The 17,914-nt window shown below is 45.9% G+C and carries 11 protein-coding genes and 1 tRNA gene; 1 reads left to right on the top strand and 11 read right to left on the bottom strand.

Annotated elements, in window-relative coordinates; translation table 11 throughout:
* Positions 1–61: 61 nt before the first annotated feature.
* The gene (locus CAP50_RS11540) at positions 62–2,680 is read left to right on the top strand and encodes a penicillin-binding protein 1A (protein WP_100750081.1); all 2,619 of its coding nucleotides are present in this window, start codon (positions 62–64) and stop codon (positions 2,678–2,680) included.
* A gap of 422 nt (positions 2,681–3,102) precedes the next feature.
* On the opposite strand, the gene CAP50_RS11545 is transcribed toward CAP50_RS11540, so the two are convergent.
* The 11 genes from CAP50_RS11545 to CAP50_RS11595 form a co-directional block, all read right to left on the bottom strand.
* Positions 3,103–3,636, bottom strand: a complete 534-nt coding sequence (locus tag CAP50_RS11545; RefSeq protein ID WP_100750082.1) for a DUF6586 family protein — start codon at positions 3,634–3,636, stop codon at positions 3,103–3,105.
* A gap of 157 nt (positions 3,637–3,793) precedes the next feature.
* Positions 3,794–8,011 carry a DNA-directed RNA polymerase subunit beta' gene (gene rpoC / locus CAP50_RS11550; RefSeq protein ID WP_075100328.1) on the bottom strand — a complete coding sequence of 1,406 codons (4,218 nt, stop codon included), beginning with the start codon at positions 8,009–8,011 and terminating at the stop codon, positions 3,794–3,796.
* A gap of 166 nt (positions 8,012–8,177) precedes the next feature.
* Positions 8,178–12,296 (bottom strand): DNA-directed RNA polymerase subunit beta, encoded by a 4,119-nt coding sequence (gene rpoB, locus CAP50_RS11555; protein ID WP_100750083.1) that lies wholly within the window; start codon positions 12,294–12,296, stop codon positions 8,178–8,180.
* A gap of 628 nt (positions 12,297–12,924) precedes the next feature.
* Entirely contained in the window at positions 12,925–13,296 is a 372-nt protein-coding gene (gene rplL, locus CAP50_RS11560) for a 50S ribosomal protein L7/L12 (protein ID WP_075100326.1), read from the bottom strand.
* Positions 13,297–13,422: 126 nt separating this feature from the next.
* Entirely contained in the window at positions 13,423–13,950 is a 528-nt protein-coding gene (rplJ, locus tag CAP50_RS11565) for a 50S ribosomal protein L10 (RefSeq protein WP_075100325.1), read from the bottom strand.
* Positions 13,951–14,378: 428 nt separating this feature from the next.
* Positions 14,379–15,080, bottom strand: a complete 702-nt coding sequence (gene rplA / locus CAP50_RS11570) for a 50S ribosomal protein L1 (RefSeq protein ID WP_075100324.1) — start codon at positions 15,078–15,080, stop codon at positions 14,379–14,381.
* Entirely contained in the window at positions 15,081–15,512 is a 432-nt protein-coding gene (gene rplK / locus CAP50_RS11575) for a 50S ribosomal protein L11 (RefSeq protein WP_075100323.1), read from the bottom strand. It lies immediately after the preceding gene.
* A gap of 88 nt (positions 15,513–15,600) precedes the next feature.
* Entirely contained in the window at positions 15,601–16,131 is a 531-nt protein-coding gene (gene nusG / locus CAP50_RS11580) for a transcription termination/antitermination protein NusG (RefSeq protein WP_075100322.1), read from the bottom strand.
* 69 nt (positions 16,132–16,200) lie between these two features.
* Positions 16,201–16,689, bottom strand: a complete 489-nt coding sequence (gene secE / locus CAP50_RS11585; protein ID WP_100750084.1) for a preprotein translocase subunit SecE — start codon at positions 16,687–16,689, stop codon at positions 16,201–16,203.
* Between the two features lie 51 nt (positions 16,690–16,740).
* Positions 16,741–16,816, bottom strand: a tRNA-Trp gene (locus tag CAP50_RS11590).
* 416 nt (positions 16,817–17,232) lie between these two features.
* Positions 17,233–17,914: EF-Tu C-terminal domain-related protein (locus CAP50_RS11595; protein ID WP_241900758.1), on the bottom strand; the 682-nt coding region annotated here is incomplete at its 5' end.

Raw genomic sequence — 17,914 nt, forward strand, 5'->3', positions numbered from 1 at the left:
CCTATTTCGTTCAAGGTATAATGCACTACCTGTTGCAAATCATTAATTAATAAGTCTTATTATGGCCAAAAAAAATGCTACTGCTCACATTATTCACTTTTTGGTAGGGCTATTTATTGCTTGTTTAGCCTTGGCGGTCATCTTGGCAATGGCAGTTCCTATTGGCTTTTATGGCATGGCCATGTATTTATCGCCTACCCTGCCAAGTACGCAAGAGATAAAGACCGCAACGCTAGAAATGCCATTGCAGATATATAGTAGTGATGACAAACTCATCGGTCAATACGGCAATCGTTTATCATTGCCGATCACTTTTGAGGAAATCCCTGAAGATTTGACTCATGCTTTTTTGGCCGCAGAAGATGCGTCTTTTTTCCAGCACAGTGGTATCAGCATTAAAGGTCTAGGTCGCGCGGTCACCGAAGTGGTGACCGATGATGATAGTCAAACAGGTGGCTCAACCATCACCATGCAGGTGGCCAAAAACTACTTTTTGAGCCCAGAGCGTACCTTAAATCGTAAACTAACTGAGCTGTTTTTAGCTCGTAAAATAGAAGACGAGCTCAGTAAAAACGACATTTTGACCCTTTATGTCAATAAGATTTATTTGGGTGAAGGCGCTTACGGCATCCGTGCGGCCGCCAAAAAATACTATAGTAAGTCACTAGACAACCTCACCATTGCAGAGATGGCAATGCTGGCAGGTCTGCCAAAAGCCCCTTCTAAGTACAATCCTGTTGCCAATCCTGAGCGCGCCCTGACACGCCGAAACTGGATCATTGGCCGTATGCATGAGCTGGGTTATATCAGTCAAGCGCAGCATGATGAGGCAGTCAACTCCCCCATCGGCATCAAGCTCTATCAAGAAAAACTCGATGTTAATATGCCTTATTTGGCAGAGATGGCACGCTCTACCTTAGTAAATCGCTACGGTGAGCAGGTCATGCATGGCGGCTGGCGCGTGCGTCTGACCGTCGATAGCAAAGCACAAACCGATGCAGAGGCCGCCGTACTCAAAGGTCTCATTGCTTATGAGCATCGACATGGATGGCGCGGCGCTGAAGCGAATGATGAGCCATTAGAGAACTTCCGTCGGTATAGTAACCTATCACCTGCCAAAGTGACAAAAGTAAATGCTCGTAGTTTTGAGGCCACTATCCCCTCGGGTGAGACGGTAACGGTTAACTGGTCTGGGATGAGCTGGGCGCGCAAATACATCTCTGCCGATCGTATCGGTTATTATCCAAGTAATGCCAGTCAAGTCGTCAGTAAAAACGATATTGTGCGCCTGATTCCGACAGCGAGCAACCGCTGGCAGCTGGCTCAAATTCCTGACATACAAGGCAGTCTGGTTTCATTAAACCCAGAAACAGGCGCGCTCAATGCTTTGGTCGGTGGTTTTGATTTTAATCACAGTAAGTTTAACCGAGCGCTACAAGGCTGGCGGCAACCTGGCTCTACCATCAAGCCTCTAGTCTATACCGCAGCCTTAGAAAAAGGCTACCGCCCTGATAGTATCGTCTCAGATCGTCCTATCCAAGTTGGAGACTGGAAACCCAAAAACTCTGACGGGCGTTTTTTAGGAGACATCACCTTACGTCGCGGTTTGTATCTATCGCGTAACCTTGTCTCTATTCGTCTGTTACAGGCCGTCGGTATCTCTGATACTCGTACATTATTAGACGAGTTCGGTCTCGATAAAGAAAAGCTGCCAACTACCCTATCGTTGGCATTGGGTACAGGGCAAGCGACACCGCTACAGATGGCCACCGCTTATGCAACCTTTGCCAATGGCGGTCACCGTGTACAGCCTTATTTTATTGAGCAAATTTATAACTACAATAACAAACTGCTTTTTCAAGCCAACCCGCAGCAAGCCTGCGCCTCATGTTTTAATGAGCAACTAGAACGCGTCAACAAAAAACTGCTAGAAGACTATGATAGCGCGCTCGAACAAGCGGCAACTGTAGATGCAGCAGCAGACTCAAAAGACAGTGATGCCGAAGCAAGTACACAGAGCGATCAAAGCCGTATCTATGATGCCAGTCCGCAATCAGATCGCCTAAAAGCGCCTGCAGTACAGTACGTGATGGCCAAACAAGCACCGCGTATCTTAAAGCCTAGAGTGGCCTTTGAGATGGCAGACATATTACGTGATGTTGTACAGCATGGCACGGCCAGAAGAGCAAAAGCACTGGGACGTGATGATATCGGTGGTAAAACTGGTACCACCAACGAAGCAAAAGACGCTTGGTTTGCAGGGTTTCATCCCAGTAACGCAACCGTCGTCTGGATGGGCTTTGACCAACCATCGACCATGGGGCGGCGCGAATACGGCGGGGTGGCAGCGCTACCAGTATGGATTGACTTTATGAAAGCCCAGCTCAAAGACACCCCTCATCAATGGGTCTCTATCAATAATCGCTCAAAATCCAAAAAACAAAAACAAAAAATCATAGAAATGACGGATGATGGTATCGTTACCAGCGCTGAAGATGGTAATACGCCTACCGACACTGCATCAGAAAAACCTGTCAAAACCAGCACCCAGCAGCGCAAGCCGCCAGCACCTGAGCCGGTCGAAGACGAGCGTTCAGCACCAACGACGCGTCATGATAGCGTACCGCAAAATCCGCTATCGGTAACCCCGGTGGAGCGTATGCCGGCCATGCCTGAATAACCCAAGCTCTAGGGTGTTTCCTCATTTTAAAAATGAGATAAATCGCCGTCAAACAAGGAAAATAGCGCAGGTAATATCGAGATATTAGTCAGCTATTTGACACCGTTTTGGCCGGATTTAGCCATTTTTAGCCCATTTAGATGGCTATCGATTGAATTGAGGACACACCCTAGTATGGTTAATTCACTTTAAAACCGATACAGTGCAGCTGGTATGAGTTTTGCTCAGCATCTGTCAACGTAGACACAGTAAGTAAGAAAAATGTATATCAGTTGCACGTTAATTTGGGCCTATCGACTTTATTTCGAACTGACTATACATTATATAAAAAGCGTGTTTGACCATGATCAAACACGCTTTTTTCTTGATGCTCTTGTATAAAGTAGGGCCAAAAAGCCGTTAAACAATGTGGATCAGGGTGGTTAAAACTCAACCATACCCGCACGCAGCTGCTCTATCAGCTCTAAGAGCTGCTGACGCCACTCACGGATGGTGGCTTCATCTGGCAGCCACTGATTCGATAACGTCACAACGTTGACAATAAGATCAGTCGCTTTTGCCGTATCTCTACTCGCACCTAGCGTCTCATCAATCACTGTATCTGGCGGTACCGCATACAAACTACGCTGATACGCGCGCTCTATGTTGGCCACAAAACCCTGCTGCTGCAACTGTTGTAAACGCTGGACTTCAGGCGATACCTGCGTGCGCGCACTTAGCGCTTGCTCGATGTCGCACAATGTCGGCGCTGTCATGTTTAAACCATAAAAATGTCCAAGCTCCTGAGTAAAAGCCAACAACGCACCATATAAATGAAAAATAGCGGTTTCACAATGAGCCTGATATAGCTGCTTATCACTACTACTGTCTGCCGCTTGGCAGGCAAGACGACAAAAATACAGCTTTTGATTGGTGCGGTCTGCTTGATATTTGGCAACACGGGTTTTACCAGCCATTGGCAATTTATCCTTCTATAAGATATAAGTGGAAGCTTGTTTTCCAGTGTACTATTTTTTTGGATAACAGTACCACGTCTTTCTGACTTTTGTACGTGCACAAAAAAGCCAGCAACATAGGCTGGCTTTTTTGACAGTGATAAGACATCAAAGACAATTAATTATCTTGATTTAGCTCTTGCGCAAAGGCTTCATCAAAGCTTGCAAAGTCTTTACTATCGGTGCTGGCCGTCATATCAAAAGCTGCGTTTAGATCTGACTCTTGCAGTTTTTGCTCTGCTTTTTCTTTACGGGCTTTGTGATAAGCAAGTCCCGTACCAGCAGGAATCAAGCGACCAACGACCACGTTTTCTTTTAGACCACGTAGCTCATCAACTTTACCTGTTACCGCAGCAGCAGTTAGGACACGAGTAGTCTCCTGGAACGACGCCGCTGAAATAAAGCTTTCTGTTGCCAGACTTGCTTTGGTGATACCAAGCAATTGACGCTCGTACTGTACTGGGAACTTACCTTCGGCTTCAAGTTTGCTATTTAACGCTTTGATATCCGCGTACTCGACCTGATCGCCTTTAAAGTGGTTTGAATCACCGCCATCAGTCACTTCAACTTTGCGCAGCATCTGACGAATAATAACTTCGATGTGCTTATCGTTGATTTTTACACCTTGCAGACGATAGACGTCCTGTACTTCGTTAACGATATAATCAGCAAGGGCGGTTTGACCTTTTAGACGTAAGATATCGTGCGGGTTTTGCGGACCATCAGCGATGATCTCACCGCGAGCAACGGTTTCGTTTTCGAAGACGTTGATCTGACGCCATTTCGGGATTAGCTCTTCATGCACTTCACCATCTTCATTGGTGATGATAAAGCGGTTTTTCCCTTTGGTTTCTTTACCAAAGCTGACCACACCAGTCATCTCTGCCATGATGGCATGATCTTTTGGACGACGTGCTTCAAACAAATCAGCCACACGTGGTAGACCACCGGTAATATCCTTGGTACCTGATGACGCTTGTGGTACACGGCCTAATACCGAACCTGCGGCTACTTTTTCACCGTCGCTGACGCGGATGATGGTTTCCGCTGGCAAGAAATAAACCACTTCTTTGCCTTCATCCGTATTCAAGATGATAGCAGGACGCAAATCTTTAGCCGAGCTTGAGCGGTCACGAGTCGCTAAAATCTCAAACGAGCTCATACCTGTTGCATCATCGACTTTGACCGTCGCTGTCGAACCATCAATGATATCGCTAAAGCGTGCCGTACCGGCAAACTCTGTGATAATTGGGTGCGTGTGTGGATCCCATTTAGCGATGGTCTGGCCACCTTCGACTTGCTCTTCGTTTTTCACCAGAACGCTTGAGCCATAAGGCACTTTATAGCGCTCACGCTCACGACCAAGCTCATCGGTCAACGCAAGCTCTGCTGAACGCGAGACGATAACCAAGTGGCCATCAGTGTGTTCAACTGTTTTCATGTTTTCAAAATGCACTTGACCTGCATTACGTGCTGAGATGCTGTTGTCCACAGATGCTGAGCTTGCCGCCCCGCCCACGTGGAAGGTACGCATGGTCAACTGGGTACCAGGCTCACCAATTGACTGCGCTGCCATGACACCGACTGACTCACCAATATTGACCTTATGACCACGAGCCAGATCACGACCATAACACTGTGAACACACGCCATGCTCAACTTCACAGGTGATCACTGAACGTACCCAGATGTCATCAATGGCGTTATTGTCTAGCACATTTACCCAATGCTCATCAATCAACGTACCCGCTGGAATCAAGACTTTTGACGGATCGTCATTATACGTCACATCACGCGCGGTCACACGGCCAAGAACAAGCTCACCGAGTTTTTCGATGATCTCACCACCTTGGATGTGCGGCTTCATGAGTAAGCCTTCTTCGGTACCACAGTCTTCGCTGGTCACAACCAAATCTTGCGCCACATCGACCAAGCGACGCGTTAGGTAACCTGAGTTAGCCGTTTTTAGGGCAGTATCAGCCAGACCTTTACGCGCACCGTGCGTCGAGATAAAGTACTGTAGTACGGTCAAACCTTCGCGGAAGTTAGCTTTAATCGGTGTCTCAATGATTGAGCCATCTGGTTTTGCCATCAAACCACGCATACCAGCAAGCTGACGAATCTGCGCGGCACTACCACGAGCACCAGAGTCTGACATGATAAAGATAGAGTTAAATGACTTTTGCTCGTCTTCTTCGCCTTGGGCATTGATGACTTTATCGGTCGCCAAGTTATCCATCATCGCTTTAGCGACTTTATCGTTGGTACGCGACCAGATATCGACGACTTTGTTATAACGCTCACCTGCGGTCACAAAACCTTGCTCAAACTGATCTTCGATTTCGCGAACTTCCGCTTCGGCGGTTTCGATGATTTGTTTTTTCAGCGGCGGAATCACCATATCATCGATACCGATTGATACGCCTGATAATGTCGCTTGAGCAAAACCAAGATACATCAATTGGTCAGCAAACATGACACTTTCTTTGACGCCGACTTTACGGTAGCAAGAGTTGATCAAACGCGAGATGTTCTTTTTGGTCATCTCTTGGTTGCACTCATCAAACGACATGCCTTGTGGCATGATGTTCCAGATAAGCAAACGACCAGCCACTGTATCTTTTAGAGTGACTTCTTTGCTTTCGTTGCCCTCTGCATCGACGTGCGTTTCTGTCACACGCACTTTGATTTTTGCGTTGACATGCAAGTCGTTTGAACCAATGGCACGCAAAGCTTCGTTGACGGTCGAAAATATCATGCCTTCGCCTTTGGCATTGATCGACGAGCGGCTAATGTAATACAGACCAAGTACAACGTCCTGTGAGGGTACGATGATTGGATCACCGTTGGCTGGCGATAGGATGTTGTTGGTTGACATCATCAATGCGCGCGATTCGAGCTGAGCTTCTAGCGTCAATGGCACGTGTACGGCCATTTGGTCACCATCAAAGTCAGCGTTAAACGCGGTACAAACCAGCGGATGCAATTGGATCGCTTTACCTTCAATAAGCACCGGCTCAAATGCCTGTAAACCCAAACGGTGAAGCGTTGGCGCACGGTTTAGTAGGACTGGATGCTCACGGATAACCATGGCCAGCATATCCCATACTTGCGGCTCTTCACGCTCTACCATCTTTTTGGCAGCTTTAATCGTTGTGGCTAGGCCATGCGATAGTAGCTTGTTGTAAGTAAATGGCTTGAACAACTCAAGTGCCATTTTCTTCGGTAGACCACACTGATGCAGACGCAGGGTCGGACCAACCACGATGACCGAACGACCAGAGTAGTCAACACGTTTACCAAGTAAGTTTTGACGGAAACGGCCTTGCTTACCTTTGATCATATCTGCCAAAGATTTCAATGGACGCTTGTTACTACCAGTAATTGCACGACCACGGCGACCGTTATCAAGCAAGGCATCGACTGATTCTTGTAGCATACGTTTTTCGTTACGTACGATGATATCAGGTGCACTTAGCTCGAGCAGACGCTTTAGACGGTTGTTACGGTTGATGACGCGGCGATACAGATCGTTTAGATCTGATGTCGCAAAACGGCCGCCTTCTAGTGGTACCAGTGGGCGCAAGTCTGGTGGCAATACTGGTAAGATATTCATTACCATCCACTCAGGCTTGTTGTTCGAGTCACGGAACGCTTCTAATAGTTTTAGGCGCTTAGACATCTTTTTGAGCTTGGTTTCAGAGCCTGTTTGCGGGATCGCTTCGCGCAGCTCATCAATCTCGATATCGATATCGATGTCTTTGAGCAGGTCTTGTACCGCTTCTGCACCCATTTTGGCAGTGAATTCGTCACCGAACTCTTCTAGGGCTTTGTAGTAGTCTTCATCATCGAGCAGCTGGTACTTCTCTAAAGAAGTCAGGCCAGGCTCAGTGACGATATAGCTCTCAAAGTATAGAACGCGTTCGATATCGCGTAGGGTCATGTCGAGCAGTAGACCGATGCGGCTTGGCAGAGATTTTAAGAACCAAATGTGCGCAACAGGGCTTGCAAGATCAATGTGACCCATACGATCACGGCGAACTTTGGCGGTGGTGACTTCTACGCCACACTTCTCACAGATAACGCCTTGAAACTTACGGCGTTTGTACTTGCCGCACAAACATTCAAAGTCTTTGACTGGGCCAAAAATTTTGGCACAAAATAGACCGTCACGCTCAGGCTTAAACGTACGGTAGTTGATTGTTTCTGGCTTTTTAACTTCACCATGTGACCACGACTTAACCACATCAGGGGCGGCTAAGGTAATTTGAATACTATCAAACTCTTGATTACCGCTAGCGGTAGGGCTTTGCATGATATCGAGTAAATCTTTCAAGTTGCTTCTCCGTTATCTTTATAATCATCTAACAGCATATTGTCGACGCCAAGTTAGATGAATGAAGGCAATGAATCGGGTTGAGACAAATCACCAAAAGTAGTCGCCATAAGCGTACTACTTTTGGTTGACAACTAGGTTAAACAGCAATCTTTCTGCTTTGGGTTTAGTTGCTTTGTTTTAACTCAATATTAATACCCAGTGATTTGATTTCTTTGGTCAGTACGTTGAATGACTCAGGCATACCTGGATCCATGTACTGCTCACCATCGACGATGTTTTTGTACATACGGGTACGGCCTTCGACGTCATCTGATTTCACTGTCAGCATCTCTTGCAACGTGTAGGTTGCGCCGTACGCTTCTAGTGCCCATACTTCCATCTCACCGAATCTCTGACCACCGAACTGTGCTTTACCGCCTAGTGGCTGCTGGGTGACCAGTGAGTAAGAACCCGTTGAACGCGCGTGCATCTTGTCATCGACCAAGTGGTTAAGCTTGAGCATATACATGTAACCCACGGTCACTTTACGGTCAAACTTCTGACCGGTACGGCCATCATACAAGGTTTGCTGACCATCACGATCCATACCAGCAAGCTCTAGCAAGTCTTTGACTTGATACTCGTGAGCACCATCAAATACTGCTGTACCCATCGGCACGCCATCACGTAGATTGTCTGCTAATGCCAAGATATCATCATCAGACAAGCTGTCTAGATCGACTGACTCACCACCGACTTGGTTATAAATCTTATCTAAAAACTCACGTAACTCTTTGATTGCCGCTTGCGCTTTTAGCATACCGTCAATCTTTTCACCCAAGCCCTTAGCCGCCATACCCAAATGCGTCTCAAGTACCTGACCGATGTTCATACGCGATGGTACACCTAGCGGGTTCAATACGATGTCAACGGTATTGCCATGCTCATCATATGGCATGTCTTCGACTGGCATGATGCGTGATACCACACCTTTGTTACCATGACGACCCGCCATTTTATCCCCTGGCTGGATACGACGTTTCACCGCAAGATAGACCTTGACGATTTTTTGGACGCCATGCTGCAAGTCATCACCAGCCGTTAATTTGCGTTTTTTCTCTGCAAATTTCACATCGATGTCTTTTTGCTTATCGACCAAGTAATCAGCGATCTGCGTGAGACGCTCAGAGATCTCTTCTTCGACTGGTTGGATATCAAGCAGCGTTTCAAGACTCATCTCTTTCATGTCAGCCAACGCCATGACTGTGCCGGCTTTTAGACCAGCACCGCCACTGACTTTTTGACCATCAAGCAAGGTGCCGATACGGCCACGAGCCGCTTCTTCAAAGATACGTAGCTCTTCTTTTAAATCTTTACGATAGCTATCGAGCTGCGACTTCTCGATTGCTTTGGCACGCGCGTCTTTTTCGACGCCATCACGGGTAAAGACTTGTACGTCGATGACCGTACCTTTGCTTGATGTTGGCACCCGCAGTGAGGTGTCTTTTACATCCGCGGCTTTTTCACCAAAGATAGCCCGTAGCAATTTCTCTTCTGGCGTGAGCTGCGTCTCACCTTTTGGTGTGACTTTACCAACCAAGATGTCGCCTGCGTCTACTTCAGCACCGATATAAACGATACCTGCCTCATCAAGGTTTGAGAGCGCCGCTTCACCAACGTTTGGAATATCAGCAGTGATTTCCTCTGTTCCAAGCTTGGTATCACGCGCCACACAAGTCAATTCTTGAATATGAATGGTGGTAAAGCGATCTTCTTTGACAACTTTTTCAGAAAGCAAAATCGAGTCTTCGAAGTTATAACCATTCCACGGCATAAAGGCGATACGAATGTTTTGACCAAGCGCCAATTCACCCAAATCGGTTGATGGACCATCAGCTAGAATATCCCCTGATGCGATTTCGTCGCCTTGGTTGACAATGATGCGCTGGTTGATACAAGTATTTTGGTTTGAGCGCGTGTATTTGATCAAGTTATAGATATCGATACCCGCTTCGCCTGCGACCATCTCCTCTTCGTTGACACGCACGACGATACGCGAGGCATCGACGTCTTCGATCACACCGCCACGCTTGGCGATCACACATACGCCAGAGTCACGCGCGACGTGACGCTCCATACCCGTACCCACTAACGGCTTATCCGCACGTAGGGTCGGAACCGCCTGACGCTGCATGTTTGAACCCATCAATGCACGGTTAGCATCATCATGCTCTAGGAATGGAATCAAACCTGCGGCGACCGATACTACCTGACTTGGTGACACATCCATATGCGTCACTTTTTCTGGTGGCATACGGACAAATTCACCATAGCTACGCACGCTGACCATCTCATCGCTCAGCTCACCATTTTCATTCACTGGCGAATCTGCTTGAGCAATGACCGTACCAACTTCTTCGATGGCAGATAAGTATTCGATCTGGTCAGTTACTTTGCCATCAACCACACGGCGATAAGGCGTTTCTAAGAAACCAAAGCTGTTGGTTTTGGCAAAGGTCGCTAGTGAGTTAATCAGACCAATGTTTGGGCCTTCAGGCGTCTCAATCGGACAGACACGGCCATAATGGGTGTCATGAACGTCACGTACTTCAAAGCCTGCACGCTCACGGGTCAGACCACCTGGGCCAAGCGCGGATACACGGCGCTTATGCGTGACTTCAGACAATGGGTTGTTTTGGTCCATAAACTGTGACAACTGACTTGAGCCAAAGAACTCTTTGACAGCAGCTGCTACTGGTTTTGAGTTGATCAAATCTTGTGGTGACAAGTTGTCTGATTCTGCTGAGCTTAAACGCTCTTTGACCGCACGCTCTACGCGCACAAGGCCAACGCGGAACTGGTTCTCTGCCATCTCGCCCACTGAACGAATACGGCGGTTACCTAAGTGATCGATATCGTCGACTTCACCGCGACCATTACGAATCTCAATCAGCTCTTTTAACACATTGATGATGTCATCATTGGTCAACACACTACGCGCACGCTGGATATCAGCGTCGTCAGTGTCCTCAAAATCAAGACCTAAGCGACGGTTAAACTTCATACGACCGACGTTTGACAAGTCATAACGATCGGCGTTAAAGAACATACTCTCAAACAGCTTTTCAGCAGTCTCAACCGTTGGTGGCTCACCTGGGCGCATGACTTTGTAGATCTCAATCAATGCTTCTTCACGGCTAGAAGTGGTATCAGCACGTAGCGTATCGGCGATATAACTGCCTTGATCGATATCGTTGGTGAACAAAATGCTAAACTCTTTGAGTGCATCACTGGCTTCGAACGCACTGAGCTTGACCAGTAATTCATGATCGATGAGCGTATTGGCATGAGCAATCACTTCACCATTGACCACGATATCTTCAGCCAAAATACGCTCGTATAGATATTCATCAGGCACAGCAATTTTCGTCATACCCACTTGCTCTAACTGACGGATACGGCGAGCATTGATACGTTTGCCCTGCTCGACGATGACATCACCATCAGGTGACACGATATCGAACTGCGCCATCTCGCCGCGCAGACGATCAGCGACCAGATCAATCCCAAACTGCTCTTCACCCTTATAGACTTTTACTTTATCAAAGAACAAGTCTAAGATTTCAGAGGTCGTCAAACCAAGCGCACGTAAGATAATAGACGCAAGTAACTTACGACGACGGTCAATACGAGCAAAAACTAAGTCTTTGGCATCAAATTCAAAGTCAAGCCATGAGCCGCGATAAGGGATGATACGAGCGTTATAAAGCACCTTACCACTTGAGTGCGACTTACCTTTATCATGATCAAAGAACACACCAGGCGAGCGGTGCAACTGTGATACGATGACACGCTCAGTACCGTTGATAATAAAGGTACCGTTATCAGTCATCAGTGGCATCTCGCCCATATAGACGCTTTGCTCACGGATGTCTTTGATCGCCGCTTTACTGTCTTTGTCTTTGCTGTCTTTATCCTTGATAATCAAACGGATCTTGACACGCATCGGTGCTGCAAACGTTGAGCCACGCAAGATACACTCACGCTCATCAAACTCAGGCTCGCCTAAGTAATATTCAACGAATTGTAGCTCTGCATTACCAGAATGACTCTCAATCGGAAAAATAGATGAAAAGGCAGCTTGCAGACCAGTATTCTCACGAGCTTTCGGCTTTTTGTGCTCTTGCAAAAATTGCTCATAAGAATCTACTTGAATAGACAGTAAATAGGGAATGTCCATTACAGTGGGCAATTCAGCAAAACTTTTGCGAATACGCTTTTTTTCAGTATAAGAATATGCCATCGAGAGTCCTTACAGTAAACGTGGAAACAAATTAAAAGCGTGGCATGCGTGCATAAATACTATGCAAACATAGCAACGTAAACGTTAATATAAAACAGGTGTTCGTGTTCAGTTTATATCTTTTGTTAATGACTACTTTACTACCAGTGCCGGCTTAGCACCCTTATCAAGTTTTGTCATCAGCATATAGGTCTTTTACCTAGACCATCCAGCCAAAACCCCATCAGCTGTCACTCATCAAAACCAATATCGTCGCTGATATCTACCGTCTACGAGCCTACATACTGACAGTACAACCATGCAAAATGAATAACCTAAGATAAACAGCTTATTAGAACTAATAATATTGGGGATAACTATAACTTTTAGAATCAGTGTAAACTATAGCGTTAATGGAAAAGCATGCAGACACAAAAAAACGCCAAACATCTTAAGACGTTTAGCTCATATCACTGATTTTAAAAACTGGCATGTGTGCTTGCATGTATATCGTCTGTCCTTTTGATGGGTATCCACCGTGATGTTGCATACGTATGTTGGCAGACACAAAAGGTCAAGCTACGAATTATAGTAAAAAAAAGCTGGCAATGCAAGGCATTACCAGCTTTTTTTTCGTACAGCGTTAAACTTATTTTAGTTCAACAGTTGCACCAGCTTCTTCAAGTTTCTTTTTCAACTCTTCAGCTTCGGCTTTAGATGCGCCTTCTTTGATTGGTGCTGGAGCACTTTCAACCAAATCTTTTGCTTCTTTTAGGCCAAGACCAGTTGCTTCACGTACGGCTTTGATAACGCCAACTTTCTTGTCGCCGAAGCTAGCAAGAACAACGTCAAACTCGTCTTTTTCTTCAGCAGCTGGACCAGCAGCAGCGGCAGCAGGTGCAGCAGCAGCAACAGCAGCAGTTACGCCGAATTTTTCTTCCATATCGCTGATTAGCTCAACGATGTCCATTACTGACATTTCAGCGATTGCGTTTAACACATCTTCTTTAGATAGTGCCATGAGAACTCTCCGTTATCTGATAAAAATTAATTGATTTTAATATCGCTTGGATTGCTTGCCAAATGTTTAAATAGAGTTGGCAATACAGTACAACCAGCGATGTCAAAGTTACGTTAAAACAAGCAATTAAGCAGCTTCTTTTGCGTCTTTGATTGCCGCTACAGTGCGAACGAACTTGCCAGGAACAGCGTTCATAGTCTGGACAAGCTTGGTCACTGGTGCGTTCATAGTTGCCATCAAGATAGAGATTGCTTCGTCGCGAGTTGGTAGCTTCGATACGCGCTCTAGCTCTTCTGGACCATAAACTTCACCACCGACTGATACTATTTTGGTCTCTAACGCTTTGTTTTCTTTGCTAAAGTCGAAAACGACTCTGGCAGCAGAACCCAAATCTTCCATAGAGAAAGCCAAAAGTAGTGGACCAGTCATACGGTCTGACATGCTCTCAAAATTAGTGCCTTCAAATGCGCGTTTTGCTAGGGTGTTTTTCACCACTTTCAAAACGACGCCTTTTTCACGAGCTTGTTCGCGCAGCTTAGTAAGCTGTGCAACACCAATACCGTGATATTCGGCAGCTACTGCTGAGTAAGCATTAGCAGCAACTTCAGACACTTCAGCCACAACTTGTTGTTTTTGTTCTAGCGTTAATGCCATAAGTTGACTCCTTTAATCTTATCAATCCGCTCATCTTTTAGTTAAAAACGATCAGCTAAGATAGACTTGATACGACACGTTATTCATAACTTCTAAAAATAGAGTTTATTCATAACGACTGATTACGGCACCGTTATCAGACTGACATCGAGTGATAGCTTGGTATAAATACCGGTTTATCGGCTCTTATCAACAACTGGGTGGGTCACCGTCTGCGTAGGACAACTAAGATTTTCATCTGTCGTCGATTAACAAAAGCAGCTTACCGTCATCACTAGCTATCAAAAGACCACTTAATAATGACGTAAAACCGCTCTCTACCTACGGTCTTAGACAGCATAGCGTTTGCTACGCTGACCTAATTCTTTAAAACAATATGGACTCTTTATTCAAAATCGTTGAATATCGAGTAATTTTTATACAAAAAACTATTTAGCCACGCGATAAGGAACAGGATCGATAGTGATGCCTGGGCCCATGGTGCTAGACAAGGTGATTTTCTTAATGAATGTACCTTTAGACGTCGCAGGCTTAGCGCGCTTTAGATCTGAGATCAATGCTTGAACGTTTTGGGTAACTTGTTCAGTCGTGAAACCAACTTGACCGATAGTGGTGTGGATGATACCCGCTTTGTCAACACGGTACTGTGCTTGACCAGCTTTGGCATTGGCCACAGCTTCCGCAACGTTTGGCGTTACTGTACCAACTTTTGGGTTAGGCATTAGGCCACGTGGACCTAGGATAGTACCTAGTTGACCCACCACACGCATCGCATCTGGAGCTGCGATAACAACGTCAAAGTCCATGTTACCGGCTTTAATGTCTTCTGCTAGGTCTTCAAACCCTACAACGTCTGCACCAGCTTCTTTGGCGGCTTCAGCAGCAGCGCCTTGAGCGAATACGGCAACGCGTTTGGTTTTACCAGTACCCGCAGGCAAGTTGGTAGCACCGCGAACGACTTGGTCAGATTTACGTGGGTCAACGCCCAAGTTTACTGCGATGTCGATAGACTCTTTGAACTTCAAAGGTGGTAAATCGTTTAGGATTTGAACCGCTTCTTCAAGAGTGTATAGCTTTTCGTTTTCAACGCGATCAGCGATTAGCTTTTGACGCTTAGTAAGTTTACTCATTTACACACCCTCCACGGTAATACCCATTGAACGAGCGGTACCAGCGATGGTACGAACAGCAGCGTCAAGATCAGCAGCAGTCAAATCTGCGTCTTTAGTTTTCACGATTTCTTCTAGTTGTGCACGGTCAACTTTACCGACTTTTGCGGTGTTTGGCGTACCAGAACCTTTCGTGATACCAGCAGCTTTACGTAGTAAAAACGCAGCTGGTGGTGACTTCATGATGAAAGTAAAAGATTTATCGCTATAAACAGTGATCTCAGTTGGGATCGGCAGACCCGGCTCTTGAGATGAAGTCGCAGCGTTAAATTCTTTACAGAACGCCATGATGTTCACGCCTTTTTGACCCAAAGCTGGACCAATCGGTGGTGAAGGGTTTGCTTTACCTGCAGGCACTTGCAGTTTGATGTAACCATCAATCTTCTTAGCCATGATATTCTCCTAAATGGGTGATAGCGCCAAATCAACATGGTAGAAACCTTATCGAAAAACAGCTCCCCGGTTAATGAACTTTATAGGTTTAGTCTAGTTTTTCAACTTTACTAAACTCAAGCTCGACCTGAGTCGGCCTATTAAATACGTTTACGGTCAGATGTAGTTTAGACTTTTCATAATCCACTTTTTCTACCAACCCTTTAAAGTCAGTGAATGGACCATCAATGACCAATAATTCTTCGCCTGGCTCAAAGAGCGTCTTAGGACGTGGGTCAGCTTCAGTCTGATTCAGACGGTTCAAAATACGATCCGCTTCTGCCTGCGTGATAGGTGCTGGCATCTCTGGCGTACCGCCAATAAAGCCCATAATACGTGGACAGTCTTTGACGATGTGCCACGTGTTATCATTCATTTCCATCTGGATCAATACATATCCTGGAAAGAATTTACGCTCACTCTTACGCTTTTTGCCGTCTTTCATTTCGACGACTTCTTCTGTCGGCACCAACACATCACCGAACGAATCAGCAAACTCACTGCGGTTGATACGATCAGTTAATGAACGCTGTACTTGCTTTTCATATCCTGAAAATGCTTGGACAATATACCAACGCATATCACGCTCCTGATCATTATAAATAAGTCGTTATCTGTCCATTTTGGTCTTGCCCACTAATACGTGTGACTAGCCAATAAAGATACCAACGAACCAATTAAAAAAGTTATCCAACAACCAAATAAAGAACCCAACAATCGCAATCACAACAAGCACTTGCCATGTGTATTGAAAGGTTTCGTCTTTACTCGGCCAGGTCACTCGGCGTAGCTCAACCGCAGCGTCTTTTAGTAAGATTTTAAAAGCGCGACCCTGATGGGTTAAGGCCAAACACACCAAGGCAACCACAACCAAAGCAACAATGATGCCAATACGCACCCAGACATCGTTGGCTGGCTGCCAATAACCGGGTAAATACTGATTGACCAATGTTGCTGCAATTAATACTACTGCGGCTACAAGCCACAAAATCAAATCTTTGATTGAGCCTGTCTTAGCAACCTCGACCGCAGTGGTCTTATTGCCTGCTGAGACGTGCTTACCTTTAGTCAGCATCGAGCTCGCCGTCGCCTTGGCATCAGATAACTTATTCTCGAGGTTATCTTGATTATTGCTCATAAAGAACTCGCTTCGGAGATGGTGAGGTACAACAAAGATGTGATAAGAAGATGGCAGGCGATGTAGGACTCGAACCTACAACCCTCGGTTTTGGAGACCGATGCTCTACCAATTGAGCCAATCGCCTATGGGTGTAAAGGACAGCATTATACAATATTTAGCATAGAATGCAAGCCCTTAGCGGTAAAATTATCGTTTTTACCGAGCTTTGCTCTTAGTCATTTTGTGGCTACATCAGTCTTACTTAAGTAAATAAATAAGTAAAAATCGATGTCCCAACTGACTTATTAGAAGCAGCGTTAATATAGCAAGCTCTCATAAAAAACACAATAGACTAAAAACAAAAAAGAACGGTATTTTTACTTACTGTAGTTATTGATAGTTATAGCTTTAAAAAACATACTTTTATGAAGTACCACCTTCCCTACCCCTTTCCAATAAACCCCCATAACCCCTACAACTTCCACAAAAAAAGCCACCCTATAAAGGATGGCTTTTCACTACTCAATACTTTGTGTCAGCTTGTGCTGAGATCAGTATCGCTTAGTTTTTAACGTTAGCTACCACACCAGCACCTACAGTACGGCCACCTTCACGGATAGCAAAACGTAGGCCTTTGTCCATAGCGATTGGGTGGATAAGCTCTACGCTCATCTCAACGTTGTCACCAGGCATGACCATTTCTGTACCGTCTTGTAATTGGATTGCGCCAGTTACGTCAGTGGTACGGAAGTAGAACTGTGGACGATAGCCGTTTAGGAACGGAGTATGACGACCACCTTCTTCTTTTGATAGTACGTATACTTCGGCGTCGAAGTTGGTGTGCGGGGTGATTGAACCTGGCTTGGCTAGTACTTGGCCACGTTGTACGTCTTCACGCTTGGTACCACGGAGTAGTACGCCACAGTTTTCGCCTGCACGACCTTCGTCTAGCAACTTACGGAACATCTCAACACCAGTACAGGTGGTTTTTTGGGTGTCTTTGATACCGACGATTTCGATTTCGTCACCAACTTTTACGATACCTGATTCAACACGGCCAGTTACAACGGTACCACGACCTGAGATTGAGAATACGTCTTCGATTGGCATTAGGAATGCTTTGTCGATGTCACGCTCTGGCTCTGGGATGTAGGTGTCTAGGGTGTTTAGTAGTTCTACGACTGCTGGTTCGCCGTATTTGCCTTCGTCGCCTTTTAGGGCTTGGGTGGCACTACCTTTCATG

It is taken from the genome of Psychrobacter sp. L7, from assembly GCF_002810365.1.
GTDB lineage: Bacteria > Pseudomonadota > Gammaproteobacteria > Pseudomonadales > Moraxellaceae > Psychrobacter > Psychrobacter celer.

Excerpts from the sequence above, each read along its gene's own strand:
- rplL (WP_075100326.1), bottom strand. The coding sequence starts at position 13,296 with ATGGCACTATCTAAAGAAGATGTGTTAAACGCAATCGCTGAAATGTCA.
- rpoB (WP_100750083.1), bottom strand. The coding sequence starts at position 12,296 with ATGGCATATTCTTATACTGAAAAAAAGCGTATTCGCAAAAGTTTTGCT.
- nusG (WP_075100322.1), bottom strand. The coding sequence starts at position 16,131 with ATGCGTTGGTATATTGTCCAAGCATTTTCAGGATATGAAAAGCAAGTA.
- CAP50_RS11545 (WP_100750082.1), bottom strand. The coding sequence starts at position 3,636 with ATGGCTGGTAAAACCCGTGTTGCCAAATATCAAGCAGACCGCACCAAT.
- rplK (WP_075100323.1), bottom strand. The coding sequence starts at position 15,512 with ATGGCTAAGAAGATTGATGGTTACATCAAACTGCAAGTGCCTGCAGGT.
- rplJ (WP_075100325.1), bottom strand. The coding sequence starts at position 13,950 with ATGGCATTAACGCTAGAACAAAAACAACAAGTTGTGGCTGAAGTGTCT.
- rplA (WP_075100324.1), bottom strand. The coding sequence starts at position 15,080 with ATGAGTAAACTTACTAAGCGTCAAAAGCTAATCGCTGATCGCGTTGAA.
- secE (WP_100750084.1), bottom strand. The coding sequence starts at position 16,689 with ATGAGCAATAATCAAGATAACCTCGAGAATAAGTTATCTGATGCCAAG.
- CAP50_RS11540 (WP_100750081.1), top strand. The coding sequence starts at position 62 with ATGGCCAAAAAAAATGCTACTGCTCACATTATTCACTTTTTGGTAGGG.